The sequence below is a fragment of the Beduinella massiliensis genome (genome assembly GCF_900199405.1).
In the GTDB taxonomy this organism is placed as follows: Bacteria; Bacillota; Clostridia; order Christensenellales; family Aristaeellaceae; genus Beduinella; species Beduinella massiliensis.
This window is the reverse complement of the sequence record NZ_LT963430.1, coordinates 35789-51045: the sequence shown is the minus strand read 5'-3', so window position 1 is coordinate 51045 and position 15257 is coordinate 35789. Positions and strand designations below refer to the sequence as shown.

General features: G+C 64.7%; 13 protein-coding genes. 10 read left to right on the top strand and 3 right to left on the bottom strand.

Translation table 11 applies throughout. The features are described from left to right. The 3 genes from C1725_RS01095 (at window position 1) to C1725_RS01090 (ending at window position 1280) form a co-directional block, all read left to right on the top strand. Window positions 1-222 (top strand): hypothetical protein, encoded by a 222-nt coding sequence (locus C1725_RS01095; RefSeq protein WP_102409847.1) that lies wholly within the window; start codon window positions 1-3, stop codon window positions 220-222. Window positions 223-242: 20 nt separating this feature from the next. After that, on the top strand, window positions 243-422 hold the full coding sequence (locus tag C1725_RS18835) for a hypothetical protein (RefSeq protein WP_146009094.1): 180 nt from the start codon (window positions 243-245) through the stop codon (window positions 420-422). 240 nt (window positions 423-662) lie between these two features. Continuing rightward, window positions 663-1280 carry an HD domain-containing protein gene (locus C1725_RS01090; protein WP_102409846.1) on the top strand — a complete coding sequence of 206 codons (618 nt, stop codon included), beginning with the start codon at window positions 663-665 and terminating at the stop codon, window positions 1278-1280. Window positions 1281-1284: 4 nt separating this feature from the next. Here C1725_RS01090 and C1725_RS01085 read toward each other — a convergent pair whose 3' ends face one another. Beyond that, entirely contained in the window at window positions 1285-2121 is an 837-nt protein-coding gene (locus C1725_RS01085) for a metallophosphoesterase family protein (RefSeq protein WP_346026212.1), read from the bottom strand. Between the two features lie 85 nt (window positions 2122-2206). Here C1725_RS01085 and C1725_RS01080 point away from each other — a divergent pair, with 85 nt between their 5' ends. The 3 genes from C1725_RS01080 to C1725_RS01070 are packed head-to-tail and all read left to right on the top strand — an operon-like array spanning window position 2207 to window position 6336. Continuing rightward, entirely contained in the window at window positions 2207-5518 is a 3312-nt protein-coding gene (locus C1725_RS01080; RefSeq protein ID WP_146009093.1) for a PD-(D/E)XK nuclease family protein, read from the top strand. Window positions 5519-5520: 2 nt separating this feature from the next. Further along, window positions 5521-5760, top strand: coding sequence for a DUF1653 domain-containing protein (locus C1725_RS01075; protein ID WP_102409843.1), 240 nt, complete (start codon window positions 5521-5523; stop codon window positions 5758-5760). A 48-nt stretch (window positions 5761-5808) separates the two neighbouring features. Continuing rightward, window positions 5809-6336 carry a putative immunity protein gene (locus C1725_RS01070; protein WP_102409842.1) on the top strand — a complete coding sequence of 176 codons (528 nt, stop codon included), beginning with the start codon at window positions 5809-5811 and terminating at the stop codon, window positions 6334-6336. A gap of 128 nt (window positions 6337-6464) precedes the next feature. On the opposite strand, the gene C1725_RS01065 is transcribed toward C1725_RS01070, so the two are convergent. Both C1725_RS01065 and C1725_RS01060 read right to left on the bottom strand, forming a co-directional pair. Beyond that, window positions 6465-7520 carry a PTS sugar transporter subunit IIC gene (locus C1725_RS01065; protein ID WP_102409841.1) on the bottom strand — a complete coding sequence of 352 codons (1056 nt, stop codon included), beginning with the start codon at window positions 7518-7520 and terminating at the stop codon, window positions 6465-6467. 106 nt (window positions 7521-7626) lie between these two features. Further along, window positions 7627-8844, bottom strand: a complete 1218-nt coding sequence (locus tag C1725_RS01060; protein ID WP_102409840.1) for a serine hydrolase — start codon at window positions 8842-8844, stop codon at window positions 7627-7629. Window positions 8845-8963: 119 nt separating this feature from the next. Here C1725_RS01060 and C1725_RS01055 point away from each other — a divergent pair, with 119 nt between their 5' ends. From C1725_RS01055 to C1725_RS01040, 4 genes are all read left to right on the top strand, one after another. Next, window positions 8964-11321: a helicase C-terminal domain-containing protein gene (locus C1725_RS01055; protein ID WP_102409839.1), complete on the top strand. Its 2358-nt coding sequence runs from the start codon at window positions 8964-8966 to the stop codon at window positions 11319-11321. A 157-nt stretch (window positions 11322-11478) separates the two neighbouring features. Next, window positions 11479-12240: an IclR family transcriptional regulator gene (locus C1725_RS01050; RefSeq protein ID WP_346026211.1), complete on the top strand. Its 762-nt coding sequence runs from the start codon at window positions 11479-11481 to the stop codon at window positions 12238-12240. Between the two features lie 30 nt (window positions 12241-12270). Further along, complete coding sequence (locus C1725_RS01045; protein WP_102409837.1) at window positions 12271-13758, top strand: tagaturonate reductase; 1488 nt, start codon at window positions 12271-12273, stop codon at window positions 13756-13758. 12 nt (window positions 13759-13770) lie between these two features. After that, entirely contained in the window at window positions 13771-15246 is a 1476-nt protein-coding gene (locus tag C1725_RS01040; RefSeq protein WP_102409836.1) for a UxaA family hydrolase, read from the top strand. Window positions 15247-15257 lie beyond the last annotated feature (11 nt).

The following is a 15257-nucleotide window of genomic DNA, read 5'->3' as shown; positions in this document are numbered from 1 at the left end:
ATGGTCGAGCGGTTTTTGCGCTATTCCCTCGAAAATAAAAAAAAGATCCGCATCGCGCTGCTGACGGGCGGCGCGGTGCGGACGCTTGCTGTTCAGGTCGTTTCGATCGGGGAAGGAGCCTTCTTTGCCCTGCTTCCCCGCAGGAGGACGCCGCAGGAAATCAGGCTGGAGGACGTGCTCTCCGCGGGCTACGCGCGCGGGGACGAAGGTATGACGGAATAGACGACGATTACGAGGGCTTCATGCGCACAAGGACGATCAAAAACTACGTTCTGTTTGAACTGTCGATGAAGGGGCTGACGCTCCTTTTGCTAAGTCCCCTGCTGAACGCCTGCATCCAGGCATACCTGAGCAGCAGGGGGCAGCCAGGTAAGACCTCTTCCAGGCGTTCCTCAGCCTGCTGGCGGCGCTTTGCTGCCTGACGGCAATCTTCTTTGAAATCGCCGTGACGGGGCTGATGGGATTATTTAAATCCCGCGGCGCTCATCCATAAGCCCTGCGCGATCGGCCATCGGGGCGATATCTGCGAGGCGGAAAACTCGCTCGCGGGCATTCTCAGCGCGGACCGATACGGCGCGGATTACGCGGAGATCGGCATTCAGCTCTCAAAGGGCGGAAACGGCGAAGAAGAGGAAATCGATTGAACCCGCAAGGAGAAGCTTATGGACTTGTCTAAGTATTCCTATATCGAGGTTCCGGCGTTTACCGGCGATCCCCTGCGGGATGCCAAGCGGCTGCTCAGGGCAAACGGCAAGGAAGCAACGCTCGCGCACGTGTGCGCCGTGGCGGACGAATGCACCGGCCTCGCGCGGCGCTTTTCGCTCAGCGAGGAAAGATGCCGCCTTTGCGGGGTGCTGCACGACGTCGGCGCGGTGATGCGCCCGGAGGACATGCTTTCCTTTGCGCGGGAACGCGGAATGGCCGTCGATTTCGCGGAGGAAAGGCATCCGTTTCTTTTGCACCAGCGCCTGTCGGAAATTCTTTCCCGCGAGCTATTGGGGGTTGAGGACGGCGCGGTGCTTTCGGCGGTCGGCTGTCACACGACGCTCAAGGAGAAACCATCCCCCTACGACATGGCCCTCTTTCTTGCGGACAAGCTCGCGTGGGATCAGGAGGGAACCCCGCCCTACGCGCAGGCCGTGCGCGGGGCGCTCGTCCGTTCGCTCGAAGGCGCGTGCCTGACTTACATCGACTATGCGCTCTTAAACGGCAGGGTGCTCTGCCCGCATCGATGGCTGCTGCAGGCGCATGCGTCTTTAAAGAGCCATCCGGAGATCTGAGCGCTCACAGTCCCCAATACTCCGTGCAGGTCTGCGCGGTCTTCCAGGCGAACGTATTGCCTGCGAGCGTCCACACGCGTTCGCTGATGCCAGGCTCTTCGCAGGCGAGCATCGTCGCGCGCACGTGCCGCATGAAGGCCATGAGCACGCAGCGGTTCTGCGTCATCGCCTCGTGTACGACGCGGCTCATGATCGGGCAGTATTCGAGGATGCCGGAGCGGCGGAAGGCGTCGTAGAGCGGAGCGCTGTCGTAGGGTACGATGCGCGGCGTCAGGGTCACGCCTGCGGGCGTGTCGTCCACGATCGCGTAGAGCGCGGTATTGGGGATGCCGTTTTCCGCCATACCGACCGCGCCGGTCACGAAGATCGTCTTGCCGCCGTGCGTGCGCTGCATCGCGTTGTGGTAGTGGCCGCAGACGAGCAACGGAGTCGAGAGCGCGTCCAGCGCCCGGTCCACTTCCGGCGTTTCCTCCAGAGGCATTGACGGGTTGTCCACCGCGGCGTGCGCGAACGTGATGCCGTCGATACGCTTGTAAAGGGGGTAGTCCAAGGGGACGCCCTCTACCTGCGTCTTCGTCCAGCGGATGGAGGCGAAGTTGATGGCGTCAAGGCTCGCGTCGTGGGCCGTTCGCAGGGCGAGCACGCGCTGCTCGTGGTTGCCCAGCAAACAGGGAATGCCCTCGCTGTCGAGCAGCTGCATCACCTCCAGAGGCTGCGGGCCCAGGTTGATCTGATCGCCCAGGGAGAGGATCAGGTCGGGCGACTGCGAGCGAACGTCCTTCAGGACGGCCTCGAGCGCGAACAGGTTGGCGTGAATATCGCTGATACATGCGATGCGCATGATGACGACCTCCCAATGTAGTTTGTACATCGCATTCGCGGGGGAGGAGGGAAAACCCTCTTGACTTTGGAAAGAAGGCGGAAATGTGAACGCAACGCTGCTGACGGGGCGCATGCACAGGCTGCTGCCCGAGGTGATCGCCCGCATCGGCCAGGCATACGCCGCGGGCGGGCGCTGTTACCTGATCGTGCCCGAGCAATACACGCTTCAGGCGGAGACGGAGATCGTGCAGCGGCTGAACCTGCCCGGATACTTCGACATCGACGTGCTCTCCCCCTCGCGGCTTCAGGATCGCGTGTTCGAGCGCGCGGGCCAGCCCCAGCGCGTGCGCATCGACGAGCGCGGCAAGTGCATGGTGCTCTCCGCCGCGCTGGAGGACCTTTCGGACGAGCTGTGCTTTTACCGGGGCGCGGGCGGGCGCATGGGCTTCGTGCAGAGGCTCTCCTCCCTCATCGCGGACTTTAAGCGCGGCGGCCTCTCGCCCGAGGATGTGCGCGCCCTGTCGGAACGCGCCGGGGAGATGCCTGCGCTTTCGATGAAGCTGCAGGATGCCTCCCAGCTCTACGCGGCTTACGAACAGCGCCTGCAAGGCCGCTTTGTGGACGGCGAGGACGTGCAGCAGGAGCTGCTTTCCCGCATGGAACCGTCGGGCGTACTGCGGGATGTAAACGCGTTCGTCTACGGGTTTGACATGATTACCCCTACGTTCGCAGCGGAGCTTTGCGCGATCGCCCGCTGCGCGAAAGGCCTGACATTAGCCCTTACGCTGGATACGCCGCCCGCCCGCGACGCGGCGCTGTACGAACCCGCGCTGAAGAGCCTGCTGCGCCTGGAAGAGCTGCTGCGCGCCGCAGGCATAGAACCTGTGCGCGAGCATCTGGACGCGCAGCTTCCCGCGCCGGCGGACATCGTCTATTTGGAACGGGAGCTTTACGCCTACCCCCTGCGCCCGCAAAGGGGCACGCCGCAGGCCGTCTTTTTGAACGCCTCCGCGACGCCCTTTGCCGAAGTGCACGGCGTGGCCGCGCGCATTCGGGCCCTCGCGATGGAGGGCGAGCCCTTCTGCCGCATGGCCGCCGTATACACGGACGGCGCGGTGTACGCGCCGCTGGTCGAGCGCATCTTCGCGCAGTACGACATCCCGGTCTACGTCAGCGAAAAGCGGCCTGCGCTTGCGCACCCGCTCTTTCGCTTTCTGCTCTCCTCTCTGCGCGCGGCCACGCGCGGCTATCGGGTGGACGACCTGATGGAGTGCGTGCGTACGGGCTATTGCAATCTTACGGACGAGGAAGCCGACGCGCTGGACACCTACGCGACGGTATACGGCATCCGCGCGGGGCGCATGCGCTACCCCTTTACATTCGGCGGCGAGGAAGAGGTTTCAAGGGCCGAAGAGCTGCGCGCACGGGTGGTGGAGCCGCTGCTGCGGCTGCAGCGCGCGCTTTCCGGCGCAAAGGATGCCAGCGGCACGGTGGACGCGATCTTCTATTACCTGGAGGAGCGCGCGGCGTTTGACACCCTGCAGCGAGAGCAGCAGGCGCTCATGGACGCGGGCCTCGCGGTAGAGGCATTTGACTGCGCGCAGGTATGGAACCTGCTGATGGAGCTGCTCGACCAGATGCACACCCTGCTGGGCGGGCATCGGGGGCAGATGCGCACGGTGATGGACATGCTGGAGGCGGGCGTCGGCGCGATGGAGCTGGGCGCGCTGCCGACCTCACAGGAGGCGCTGGTGGCAGGCCAGATCGGCAACGTGCGCACGGCGCAGGTGGACGCGCTCTTCCTGCTGGGCATGAACGACGGCAAGCTGCAGAGCAGCTCGCAGAGCCTGCTGACGGACGAAGAGCGCGCGCTCACGGCCAGGGAGGCGGACGCCTACCTCGGCATGGTGGACAGCGACCGCGCGCAGCTTTCACGCTTGGACATTTTACAGGCCATGACGCTGCCGGGAAGGCGGCTGTACGTGAGCTACGCGCTCTCGGACGAGGAGGGCCGGGCGCAGCGGCCGGCGTCGGCGGTGCTGGCGCTTCGGCGCGTGTTCCCCGACCTTGCGGTCGAGGGCGGTGCGCTCGACAAGGGCGAGCGCGCTGCCCTTTTGAGCCCGCGCGCGGCGCTGGATGCGCTCTCCGTTCACCTGCGGGAGCTCGCGGATGCGGGCGAGGTAGAGCTCGACGGCCCCTTTCGCGAGGCCTATGCGGCGCTGTGCGGGAACGGAGAATACGCGGAACGCGTAAGAGACGTGCGCGACGCGCTCATCACGCGCGTTTACGCTCCGAGGCTGCGCGTGAACACCGCCCGCGCGCTGTACGGGCGGCGGACGGTGAGCGTATCGAAGCTGGAGACGTTCGCCCAGTGCCCCTACCGTCATTTCGTCAGCTATGGCCTGCGCCCGGTGCAGCGCCGGGCGACCGGCGCGGAGCGCGACAAGCTGGGCGAGCTGTATCATGCGGCGGTGGAACGCTTCACGCGAGAGGCGCTCTCCCACGAGCACTGGCCGGACATCGAGCGCGCGGAAAGCGACCGAATGATGGACGCGGTGGTCGAGCCGCTGCTGGATCAGTGGCAGCGCACGCCCATGGGTGAAAGCGCGCGCGGCAAGGCATTCGCCGGGCGCATGCGCAGGACCGCGCGCCGGGCGGGCTGGACGCTGACGCACCAGATGCAGGGCAGCGGTTTTCGGCTGGAGGACATGGAGTTCACGTTCGGCAGCGGCGTCATCCCGCCGATTCAGATCGAGCTGGAAAACGGCGAGCGCATGTACCTCAAGGGGCGCATCGACCGCATCGACCTGATGGAGACGGAGCGGAGCGTCTACCTGCGCGTGGTGGATTACAAGTCCGGGCGCAAGGAGATGGATCCCACCGACATCTATTGGGGGCTGCAGCTGCAGCTGCTCATCTATCTGCAGGCCGTGCTGCAGAGGTATCGCGGAGCGAAGGCGGCGGGGCTGTTTTACTGCCGCATCGACGACCCGCTGGTCGTCAAGAACCTGCGCGTGCGCGAGGCGGTGGAGCGGGAAATCGCCAGGCAGCTCTCGCTCAAAGGGCTGTCGTTGTGCGACGTGGAGATCATCCGGGCGCAGGGCGCGGATCAGCAGGAGGCGCTGCTTAAAAAGGACGGGACGCTGCGCCAGGGCGCGCTGGCCGTTTCCGAGCAGGAGATGGCGCTGTTGGTGGATTACGCGGTGCGCATGGCCGCGGAGCTCAGCGGGCGCATCGCGGCGGGCGAGATCGACATCAGCCCGGCTCAGCGCGGAAACTTCCGCGTGTGCGCTTATTGCGACTTTCGGGATATCTGTGGTTTTGACCCGATGCTCTACGGCGCGTCCGCCCGCGTGCTCACGCCCAAGAAGCTTTCGGACATCCTGCAGGCGCAGACGGAAAAAGAGGAGGAATAGAGATGTGCAACGTAGTTTCGGGCGGGCTTTACCGCCACTTCAAGGGAAATCAGTACCGGGTGCTCTACGTCGCCACGCACAGCGAGACGATGGAGCCGTATGTGGTCTATCAGGCGCTGTACGGCGAACGCGGCATCTGGGTGCGGCCGCTCAAAATGTTTGTGGAAGATGTGGAAAGAGACGGACGCGTGCAGCCTCGGTTTGCGCTGATTTCTGAGGAAAACGGTCAAAACGAGGGATGAGACGGGGGTTTCTGTGGAAAATCAATGGCGTCAGGAGGAAGATACGGCATGGCAAAGACTCGCAAAATGCTCGGCAGCGCCGAGTCCCCCTACATCCTTTCGCTGATGCGCGCCATCGAGACGCAGTCTAGGGCGACCATCGCCGCCTGGAGCACGGATTACGCGGAAGAGCATCTCCTGTCGATCTACGAGCGGGCCTTCCCCGAAGACGAGCGGCCCCGGCAGGGGCTTGAGGCCGCGCGGACGTACCTCGCGGGCGGCATGAAGCTGGCGGAGGCGAAGGCGAAAATTCGTCCCGTGCAGGACGCGGCGCGGGCTGCGGAGGCCGTGCCCGCCGCGCAGGCGGCCGCGCGCGCGATCTTTTCCAGCGCATCCGCCATTCACACGCCGACCTATGGGCTCAGCCTCGCCTTTTACGGCGCGGCGGCCGTCGCCTACGACCGCGTAGGCACCGAGGCGACCGACGAGGTGTACGAGACCATCGCCGCCGAGGAATGCGCGAAGATGGAAGCGGCGCTGCGCTCTGTTTCGGTCACGGACGAGCCCAATCCGGCCAAGATCGTCTGGCACTGCTGAAGATGAGCGCCGAATAGAAAAAGAAACGCAGAAAAAGACCTCTAAAAACCAGCGGTGAAACGCAGGTTTTAGAGGTCGCTTGTGTATGAAGCGTTTTGTAGGCTCCATTGCGCGTAAAGCTTCTTTTTTTACAGCTCCAGCTTCATGTCCCCGTCCTTGATGAGTCCGGCCCTGCGCATCAGCAGGCAGATGGCGAGGGAAAGCGCGGCGGGCAGCGCGATGTGCAGCGCCAGCATCTTGAGCAGCACCACGCCCGCGCCGGAGGATGCGGCCATAGACTTGAACGTGCCGATCTGCCCCACAAGGCCCGCCGTACCCATGCCGGCGAAGACGCCGTAGTTGCGCATGTCGAAGAGCGTGGTGGCAAAGGGCCCCAGAATCGCGGCGGCCAGCGTCGGAGGCACGAGGATCAGCGGATGACGCAGGATGTTGGGCACTTGCAGCATGGAGGTGCCGAGCCCCTGCGCAATCAGGCCGCCGATGCCGTTTTCCCTGTAGGAGGCGACGGCGAAGCCCACCATCTGCGCGCAGCAGCCGACGGTCGCCGCGCCCGCGGCGAGCTGCAGGCCCAAGCCCAGCTCCGTACCCTCGGGCGCGACGAAGATCATCGCGCACAGCGCGGCGGAGGAGATGGGCGCGGTCAGCGCGAGCCCTACCACGACGGAGACGATGACGCCCATGGGGATGGGCTGCATGCGCGTGGCCGTATCGATGAAATCGCGCAGCAGGTTCATCAGCGCGTTGACCGCCGGGCTGCACAGCACCGCCGCCAGCCCGCCGACGATGATCGTGGCCGAGGGGACGAGGATGATGTCCAGCTTCGTCTTGCCCGCGACGAAGTTGCCTGCCTCCGCGCCCAGCACGGCGGCGATGAAGCAGCCCAGCGGCGCGCCCAGCTCGTAGCCGATCGCGCCCGACACGGCGGACGTGAACATCGCCAGCGGCGCGACCTTCATCCCCCAGGCGACCGCGACGCCGATCGCCCCGCCGACCACGGGACCGGACTTGGCGACCGCCGCGAACTCCGATAGCTTTGAAAGCCCCGGCACGTACTGACCAATCTGATCCAGAATCGTGCCGATGATGAGGGTGGAAAACAGGCCCAGCGCCATCGCGCTGAGCGCGTCCAGACCGTAACGTTTGAAAAGCCGCGCCCCGAGGCTCTTTTTTTCCGTCTTTTGCATGTGCACACAACTCCTTTAAGTCGTTGCTGCCCATTATACTAGATGTAATTGCAGGTGTAAAGACACATAGAAACTAAACTTTGACGCCTTTTCCTATGGAACCCGGCTACAGCAGCCGGTCGATGAGGTCAAACGCGAAGGAGGTCATTTCAAAGCCGCAGCGGATGAAACCGTCGTACTTGTGCAGCATGGTGCCGCTGGTCTGCATGACGAGTCCGCTCCCCCGCTCCACGTCGCCCCAGAGCTCGGCGTTCATGCCATAGGCCACGCCCTGGTGGCCGATGATGCGGCCCTTGCCGCAGAGCTCCTCGAGCACGGCGACGTTGAGCCCGCGTCCCGCGCGGCGGACGGAGCCCAGGCCGTCCTGACAGGTGCGCATGAGCGTCAGGGTTTCGGGGCGTAGGATGCGTGCGCCGTCGATTTCACCGTCCGAGAGCAGCAGGCGCAGCAGCTTCGCCATGTCCCCGGCGCGGATGATGAGGCGCCCCGGCGACCAGGTGAAGTCCATTTCGGGATTCACGGCGGGCAGGGGCCTTGCAGCGAGGATGGGCGCGTCGTAAGCCATTCGCGGGGGGAAGACGCGGCTGACGTAATAGCCGCAGGCGAAGTCCTCCACCGGCCGGATGCGCTGGGGGGCGTAGGAGGCGGAGATGGACAGGGGCTCAAAGAGCAGGCGCTGCATCAGGTCGTCGAAGCGTTCGCCCGTCACGATCTCCATGATGGAGCCCACGATGCCTGCGCCGAAGTTGGAGTAGGAAAAGACGGTGCCGGGCTCGTCCTGCGAGAAGTCCACGGCGTCGTTGGGCGGGGTAAGCAGCTCCTTCATGGACATTTCGCCGTCGATGCCCGGCCCGTCGTACAGGGCGTTGTCCACGAGGGAGGCGGTGTGCGTGAGCAGCTGGCGAAGCGTGATCGGAACGTCCGGAAAGCGGGGATTGCGCACGCGGTAGCCGAGGTAATCGGAAATGTCCGCGTCCAGCTCGAGCAGGCCGTCCTCGCACAGGCGGAGGGCGGCAAAGGCGAACACGAGCTTGGAGACGGAGGCGATGCGGAAGTAGGTGTTTTCGGTGACGGGCACGTTCCCCTGCACGCGCGCGAGGCCGTAAGGGAAGATGCCCGCGACCTGGCCTTTCACGACGAGGGCCATGGTGCCGCCGACGGTGCGGTTTCGGCGGAAGATTTCGTCTACGCAGCGCTGCACGTCCTCCCGGGCCTGCGGCGTCAGCGTGCCGTCCGCGAGCAGGGCGGCGCTTTCCGGTACGGCCGGGATGTGCCCGCGGCGTTTGCGCAGCTTTGCGATGGATTCCGTAGAGAGATTTTTCATGATGACCTCCGGTGCCGATAGAATGGATTCATTATAGCACGTATGCTATAATATGGGGTAGTGAGGATTCTTGGGGATTCCGCCTTTCCCCGCGCCGGGAAAGGCACAGGAGGCGACACATGAAAGAAACCCTGCGCGTGTCGGTGCGCGCGCTGGTCGAGTATACCCTGCACGCGGAGGATCTGGCTGGGGCCGCCGTGGACCGCGAGCGCATGCTGGAGGGTTCGCGCGCGCATCGCGCGCGCCAGAGCGCTGCACAGGAGGACTTGCCCGGCTACGAATCCGAGGTATCCCTCTCTCTGAGCGTGCCCTGTGCGGAGGGCTTCGATTTGGAGGTCGCAGGGCGTGCCGACGGGCTGTTTTCAGCCGACGGCCTTTTGTGCGTGGAGGAAATCAAGCTCTGGGACGATCAGCCGCTGGAGGACGCGCTGCCCGCGCACTGGGCGCAGGCGGCCTGTTATGCGCACATGCTCTGCGCAGCGCGCGGCGTGAACCGCGTGCGCATGGACGTCGTCTATACCGAAAAGCGCGGCGGCGTGCTCCGCCGCTTCACGGACGTGCAGGACGCGGCGGCGCTTTCCGAGCGCTTTTCAGCGCTGGTCGAGCCCTACGCCCGATGGCAGGGCATGCTCCTTTCCTGGCGAAGGGAGAGAAATGCGTCGCTCGCCGCCTTTGCCTTCCCTTACGACGGCTTTCGCGCGGGCCAGCGCGCCTTTTCGGGGAATGTGTTCGTCGCCATCCGCGAGCGCAGGCGGCTGCTCGCGCAGGCGCCCACCGGTACGGGGAAGACCGCGGCCACGCTCTTTCCCGCGCTCAAGGCGCTGGCGGCGGGCCATACGAACCAGATCTTTTATCTCACCGCGCGCACGACGGGCCGCGCGTTGGCGCTCTCTACCCTGCGCCGCTTTGCAGAGCGCGGCGCCCGCGTGCGCGCGCTGGAGCTGACCGCTAAGGAGAAGATCTGCCCGCTGGGCGCGCAGCGGCGCTGCGACCCGGAATACTGCCCGATGGCGAAGGGCTTTTACGTCCGTCTGCCGGAGGCGGTAGAAGCGTTGATGGGCAGGCAGCTTTGGGATCGCGAGGCAATCGAGGAAGCCGCCGGGAAGCACGGCATCTGCGCCTTCGAGCTCTCCCTTTCGCTTTCGGAGATCGCGGACGTCGTCGTGTGCGATTACAACTACGCCTTTGACCCGGTAGCGCGCATTCAACGCGTATTTTTGCAGCGCAGCGACGTGACGCTGCTGGTGGACGAGGCGCACAACCTCGTCGACCGCGCGCGCGACATGCTCTCCGCGCAGGCGGACAGCGCCGCCCTGCGCCAGCTTCGCGCGCAGTACGGCAAGCAGTTTGGGCGAAAGAACGCGCCCTACCGGGCGATGACGCGCGCCATCCGGCGGCTCAGTCACGTGGAGGAGGAAAGAGCCGATGGGGAGGTGCGTCTGGACGGTCTGCCCGAGGGCCTGACGGAGGACATGCAATCTCTCGCGGATGCGCTGGGCGAGGCGATGGCGCGTGGTCAGGGCGCACTGCTCTCGGACGCATTTTCGGACGCGCTCTCCTACGTGCAGTGCGCGGCCCGAGCGGACGAAACCTATGCCATTCTGCTTTCGCGCGGCGGACGGGATGCGCGCGTACGCCTGCTGTGCCTCGACCCCGCGCCTTATCTGCGCGAGGTCACCGCAAAGCTGCGCGGGGTGGTGTACTTTTCCGCGACCCTCTCCCCCCTCCCGCAGCTTCGCGCGCTGCTGGGGGGCGAAGAGGGGGACGGCATGCTCTCGCTGCCCTCCCCCTTCCCGCCGGAGCGCCTGCGGGTGGTGCGCATGCCCATCGACACGCGCTACGCCAGCCGCGAACGCACCGCGCCGCAGGTCGCCCGGGCGATCGCCGCGCTGGTGAAAAGCCGTCCCGGCAACTATCTTGCCCTGTTTCCCTCTTATACATATATGAACCTCGTGAAAAGCTGCTTTGAGGATCTTTCGACCGGCGTTTCAGCCATCACCCAGCAGACCGGCATGGACGAAGCCGCGCGCGACGCCTTCATCGCCCGCTTTGAGCCGGGCGAGCGCCTCATTGGATTCTGCGTGATGGGCGGGGTATTCGCGGAGGGCATCGACCTGCCGGGCGAGCGCCTGTCAGGCGTCGCGGTGGTCGGCGTGGGCCTGCCGCAGATCTGCGCGGAGCGCGATACCCTGCGCGCGTACTTTGACGGTGCGGGGAGAGACGGGTTTGGCCTCGCCTACCGCATTCCCGGCATGACGAAGGTGCTGCAATCCGTCGGGCGCGTCATCCGCACCGAGCAGGACCGCGGCGCGGCGCTGCTCATCGACACGCGCTTTTTTGACGCGGCGTACGAGGGGCTGCTGCCCCCGCACTTCTTCCCGCTGTACGAGGCGTCCACGGACGCGGCGCTCATGCGGCTCCTTTCCGCCTTTTGGGAAGAGAATTCAGACGCCGGGGATTGGGAAAAAAGGGAATGAAGGTGGACATGTCGAACAAAGGAACAGCGGATTTTTTCGCCAGCCTGCTTGACGTTTGTGAGGGAGGATGCTATACTGTTCGCAATAGAGAATCTTGTTCATCATTATGAATGATTTTCGCGGTTTCACAATCTGGCCTGCAAAGGAGGCGAAATGCGTGGCCGAAACCCTCAACCGATCCCTGGCGCGCGGGCTGGACATTCTGGAACTGCTCAGCGAGGAGCCTGCGGGCTTGGAGCTGCACAGAATCGCGAAGGCGCTGGACATCCCCAAATCGAGCGCGTTCAACCTCATCCATACGCTGCTGGACAAGCGCTACGTGACCTACGACGAAGCGACGTCGCGCTACGCGCTCTCGCTGCGCATGTTTGAAATGGGCTCCGCCGCCGTAAAGGACGTGACGGAGCAGTCGGTCGTGCACCAGTACATGCAGCGCGTCTACGCGGGCTGCAATGAGACGGTGCACTGCGGCGTGCCCGACGGCACGGACATGGTATATGTGGATAAGCTGGAGAGCACGCACTCCATCCGCATGACCTCGCGCATCGGCGCACGTTTCCCGCTGTACTGCACGGCCATGGGCCGGGCGGTGCTGGCCTGCTGGCCGGAGGAGCACGTGCGCGAGCTATACCGCAATTACGACTTTCAAAAACTGACGCCGCACACGGTGAGCTCCATGGAGGCGCTTTTGCAGGAGATCGCCCGCGTGCGCCAGCAGGGATACGCGACGGAATACGAGGAAAGCAACGAAAACGTCTGCTGTTTCGCCGTCGCCGTCCGCGACCGCGTGGGAAAGCCCGTGTACGCGGTCAGCGTGTCGATGCCGCTCTTTCGCGCGAGCGAGGAGGCGACCCAGCGGTGCATTCAGCTATTGCTCGACGCGCAGCGGCGCATCGAGCGCTTTTTGCACGTCCTGTAACCCCGAATATTTTACATAGGAGGCTGTGACATGACGAAACTTTGCAAAGAGACCCTTCCCTCCCTCGCCGTAAAGCACGGCTGCGCGCCGGCGCGCGAGCGCGTCCTGCAATTTGGCGAGGGCGGCTTCCTGCGCGCGTTCGTAGACTTTATGATCGACAGGTCCAACGAGGAGGCGGGCATGGAGGCGGGCGTCGTGGTCGTGCAGCCCATCGAGCGCGGCCTCGTGGACAAGCTGAACGAGCAGGACGGGCTGTATACGCTGATCCTGCGCGGCAAGGAGGCGGGTCAGGTGGTGAAGGACACGCGCGTCGTCACGTGCGTGCGCCGCGGCCTGAACCCCTATCAGGACTTTGAAGGCTACCTGGCGCTCGCGCACAACCCGGATCTTCGCTTCGTCGTCTCCAACACGACGGAGGCGGGCATCGTTTACACCGGAAAGGATTCCTTTGACGACAAGCCCCAGGCCTCTTATCCGGGCAAACTCACCCGTCTGCTCTACGAGCGCTTCCTCGCCTTCGGAGAGGAGGCGGGCAAGGGCTTCATTCTGCTGCCGGTAGAGCTGATCGACGACAACGGCGCGCATTTGAAGGAGTGCGTGCGGAAAACCGCCGCGCAATGGAACCTGGGAGAGGCGTTTACGGCGTGGCTCGAGCGCGAATGCGTCTTTACTTCCACGCTGGTCGACCGCATCGTGACGGGATACCCCCGCGACGACGCGAAGGAGATTCTGGATGGTCTCGGGTACGACGACTTCCTGCTGGACGCGGCGGAGCCGTTCGGCCTTTGGGTCATCGAGGGCCCCGCGTGGATCGAGCGGGAGCTGCCCTTTAAGAAGGCAGGCTGCAACGTCGTCTTTACGCAGGACGTAAAGCCCTACAAGCTGCGCAAGGTGCGCATGCTCAACGGCGCGCACACCTCCATGGTGCTGGGCGCATATCTCGCGGGGCTCGATACGGTCGGCGAATGCATGGCCGACCCTTGGGTGCGCAGGTACATGGAGATGGCGCTGTTTGACGAGATCATGCCCACGCTCGACCTGCCGAGGGAGGATCTCGAAGCGTTTGCCTCCGCGATCTTCGAGCGCTTTGAAAATCCCTTCAACAAGCACTACCTGCTTTCCATCGCCCTCAACTCGCAGTCCAAGTTCCGCGCGCGCGTGCTGCCGACGATCAAGGAGTACCAGCGCCGCAAGGGCGCGCTGCCGAAGGTGCTGACCTTTTCCATGGCCGCGTTCATCGCCTTTTACAGCGGCGCCAGGAAGGCGGACGGCTCGATGGAGGGCGCGCGCGAAAAGGACGGCGCTTATCCCATCGCGGACGACGATGCCGTGCTCGCGTTTTTCGAGGGACTCCAAGGCAGAAGCGCCGCGGATACCGCGCATGCGGTGCTCCAAAACGCGGACTTCTGGGGCGAGGATTTGACGGCGCTGCCGGGCTTTGAGGCGGCGGTTTCGGCCGCGCTTTCGGACATCCGCGAAAAGGGTGCGCGCGCGGCGATCGACGCCCTCGTTCGCTGAATGGAGGCGGGCATGGAGAAGACGAGATTTATCCGCATCAGCGAAAGCGACAACGTGGCGGTCGCGGTGGAGGCCCTTCGCGCGGGCGAAGAGGCCTGCGGCGTGACGCTTGCGCAGGACATCCCGGCGGGCCACAAGTTCGCGCTTTCCCCTATCGCCGCCGGCGAGGACGTGATCAAGTACGCGTTCCCCATCGGCCACGCGACGGAGGGCATCGCGCCCGGCGCGTGGGTGCACACGCACAACGTGAAGACGAACCTCTCGGGCACGCTCGAGTACGCCTACCAGCCCGCCGGCGCGCCAACCGCGCAGGACATGCGCCGCACGTTCGAGGGCTACGTGCGCGAGGACGGAAGCGTCGGCATTCGCAACGAGATCTGGATCGTGAACACCGTCGGGTGCGTCAACGGCACGTCGCAGATTCTTGCGCGCAGGGCAAACGAGGCGCTTAAAGACAAGGTGGACGGCGTATACTGCTTCACCCATCCCTACGGGTGCTCGCAGTTGGGCGAAGATCATCAAAATACGCAGCGCCTGCTCGCCTCCATGGTGCGCCATCCGAACGCGGGCGGCGTGCTGGTGCTGGGGCTCGGATGCGAAAACAACCACATCGAGGCGTTCCGGCAGGTGCTGGGCCCGGTGGACGAACGGCGGGTGAAGTTCCTGACGACGCAAAACGTCGAGGACGAGATCGAGACGGGCATGGAGCTGATTGCCCAGCTCGCGCAATACGCGTCGTCCTTTAAGCGCGAGACGGTGGACGCATCCCGGCTGATCGTCGGCCTCAAGTGCGGCGGCTCGGACGGCCTATCCGGCATCACGGCCAACCCGCTGCTGGGCAGATTTTCGGATCTGCTCGCCCGCTGCGGCGGCACGACCCTGCTCACCGAGGTGCCGGAGATGTTCGGCGCGGAGACGCTGCTGATGAACCGCTGCCGGGATCGGGCGACGTTTGAAAAGACGGTACGGCTCATCAACGACTTTAAGGATTACTTCCTGCGCCACGGGCAGGAGGTCTATGAAAACCCCTCGCCGGGAAACAAAGCGGGCGGCATCACCACGTTGGAGGACAAGTCGCTCGGCTGCACGCAAAAGGGCGGCACGGCGCAGGTGATGGACGTGCTTTCCTACGCGCAGCCGGTGCGGGAGCGCGGGCTCAACCTGGTGCAGGGCCCGGGCAACGACCTGTGCGCGATCACGGCGCTGATGGCCTCCGGCGCGCAGATGGTGCTGTTCACCACCGGCCGGGGCACGCCGGTCGGCGCGCCCGTGCCGACCGTCAAGGTCGCGACGAACAGCGCGCTCGCGGAAAAGAAAAGGAACTGGATCGACTTTGACGCGGGCGTTCTCGTGCGCGGCGCGTCGATGGAGGAGACGTCGCACGCCTTTCTTTCCAAGGTGCTGTCGGTCGCCTCGGGCGAGGAGACGTGCAGCGAGCGCTTCGGGTATCGTGAAATCGCCATCTTCAAGGACGGCGTCACGCTATAAAGGGCCTTACA

Bases quoted from the DNA above. Each gene is read 5' to 3' on its own strand.
- C1725_RS01095 (WP_102409847.1), top strand. From the start codon at position 1: ATGGTCGAGCGGTTTTTGCGCTATTCCCTCGAAAATAAAAAAAAGATC.
- C1725_RS18835 (WP_146009094.1), top strand. From the start codon at position 243: ATGCGCACAAGGACGATCAAAAACTACGTTCTGTTTGAACTGTCGATG.
- C1725_RS01090 (WP_102409846.1), top strand. From the start codon at position 663: ATGGACTTGTCTAAGTATTCCTATATCGAGGTTCCGGCGTTTACCGGC.
- C1725_RS01085 (WP_346026212.1), bottom strand. From the start codon at position 2,121: ATGCGCATCGCATGTATCAGCGATATTCACGCCAACCTGTTCGCGCTC.
- C1725_RS01075 (WP_102409843.1), top strand. From the start codon at position 5,521: ATGTGCAACGTAGTTTCGGGCGGGCTTTACCGCCACTTCAAGGGAAAT.
- C1725_RS01070 (WP_102409842.1), top strand. From the start codon at position 5,809: ATGGCAAAGACTCGCAAAATGCTCGGCAGCGCCGAGTCCCCCTACATC.
- C1725_RS01065 (WP_102409841.1), bottom strand. From the start codon at position 7,520: ATGCAAAAGACGGAAAAAAAGAGCCTCGGGGCGCGGCTTTTCAAACGT.
- C1725_RS01060 (WP_102409840.1), bottom strand. From the start codon at position 8,844: ATGAAAAATCTCTCTACGGAATCCATCGCAAAGCTGCGCAAACGCCGC.
- C1725_RS01055 (WP_102409839.1), top strand. From the start codon at position 8,964: ATGAAAGAAACCCTGCGCGTGTCGGTGCGCGCGCTGGTCGAGTATACC.
- C1725_RS01045 (WP_102409837.1), top strand. From the start codon at position 12,271: ATGACGAAACTTTGCAAAGAGACCCTTCCCTCCCTCGCCGTAAAGCAC.
- C1725_RS01040 (WP_102409836.1), top strand. From the start codon at position 13,771: ATGGAGAAGACGAGATTTATCCGCATCAGCGAAAGCGACAACGTGGCG.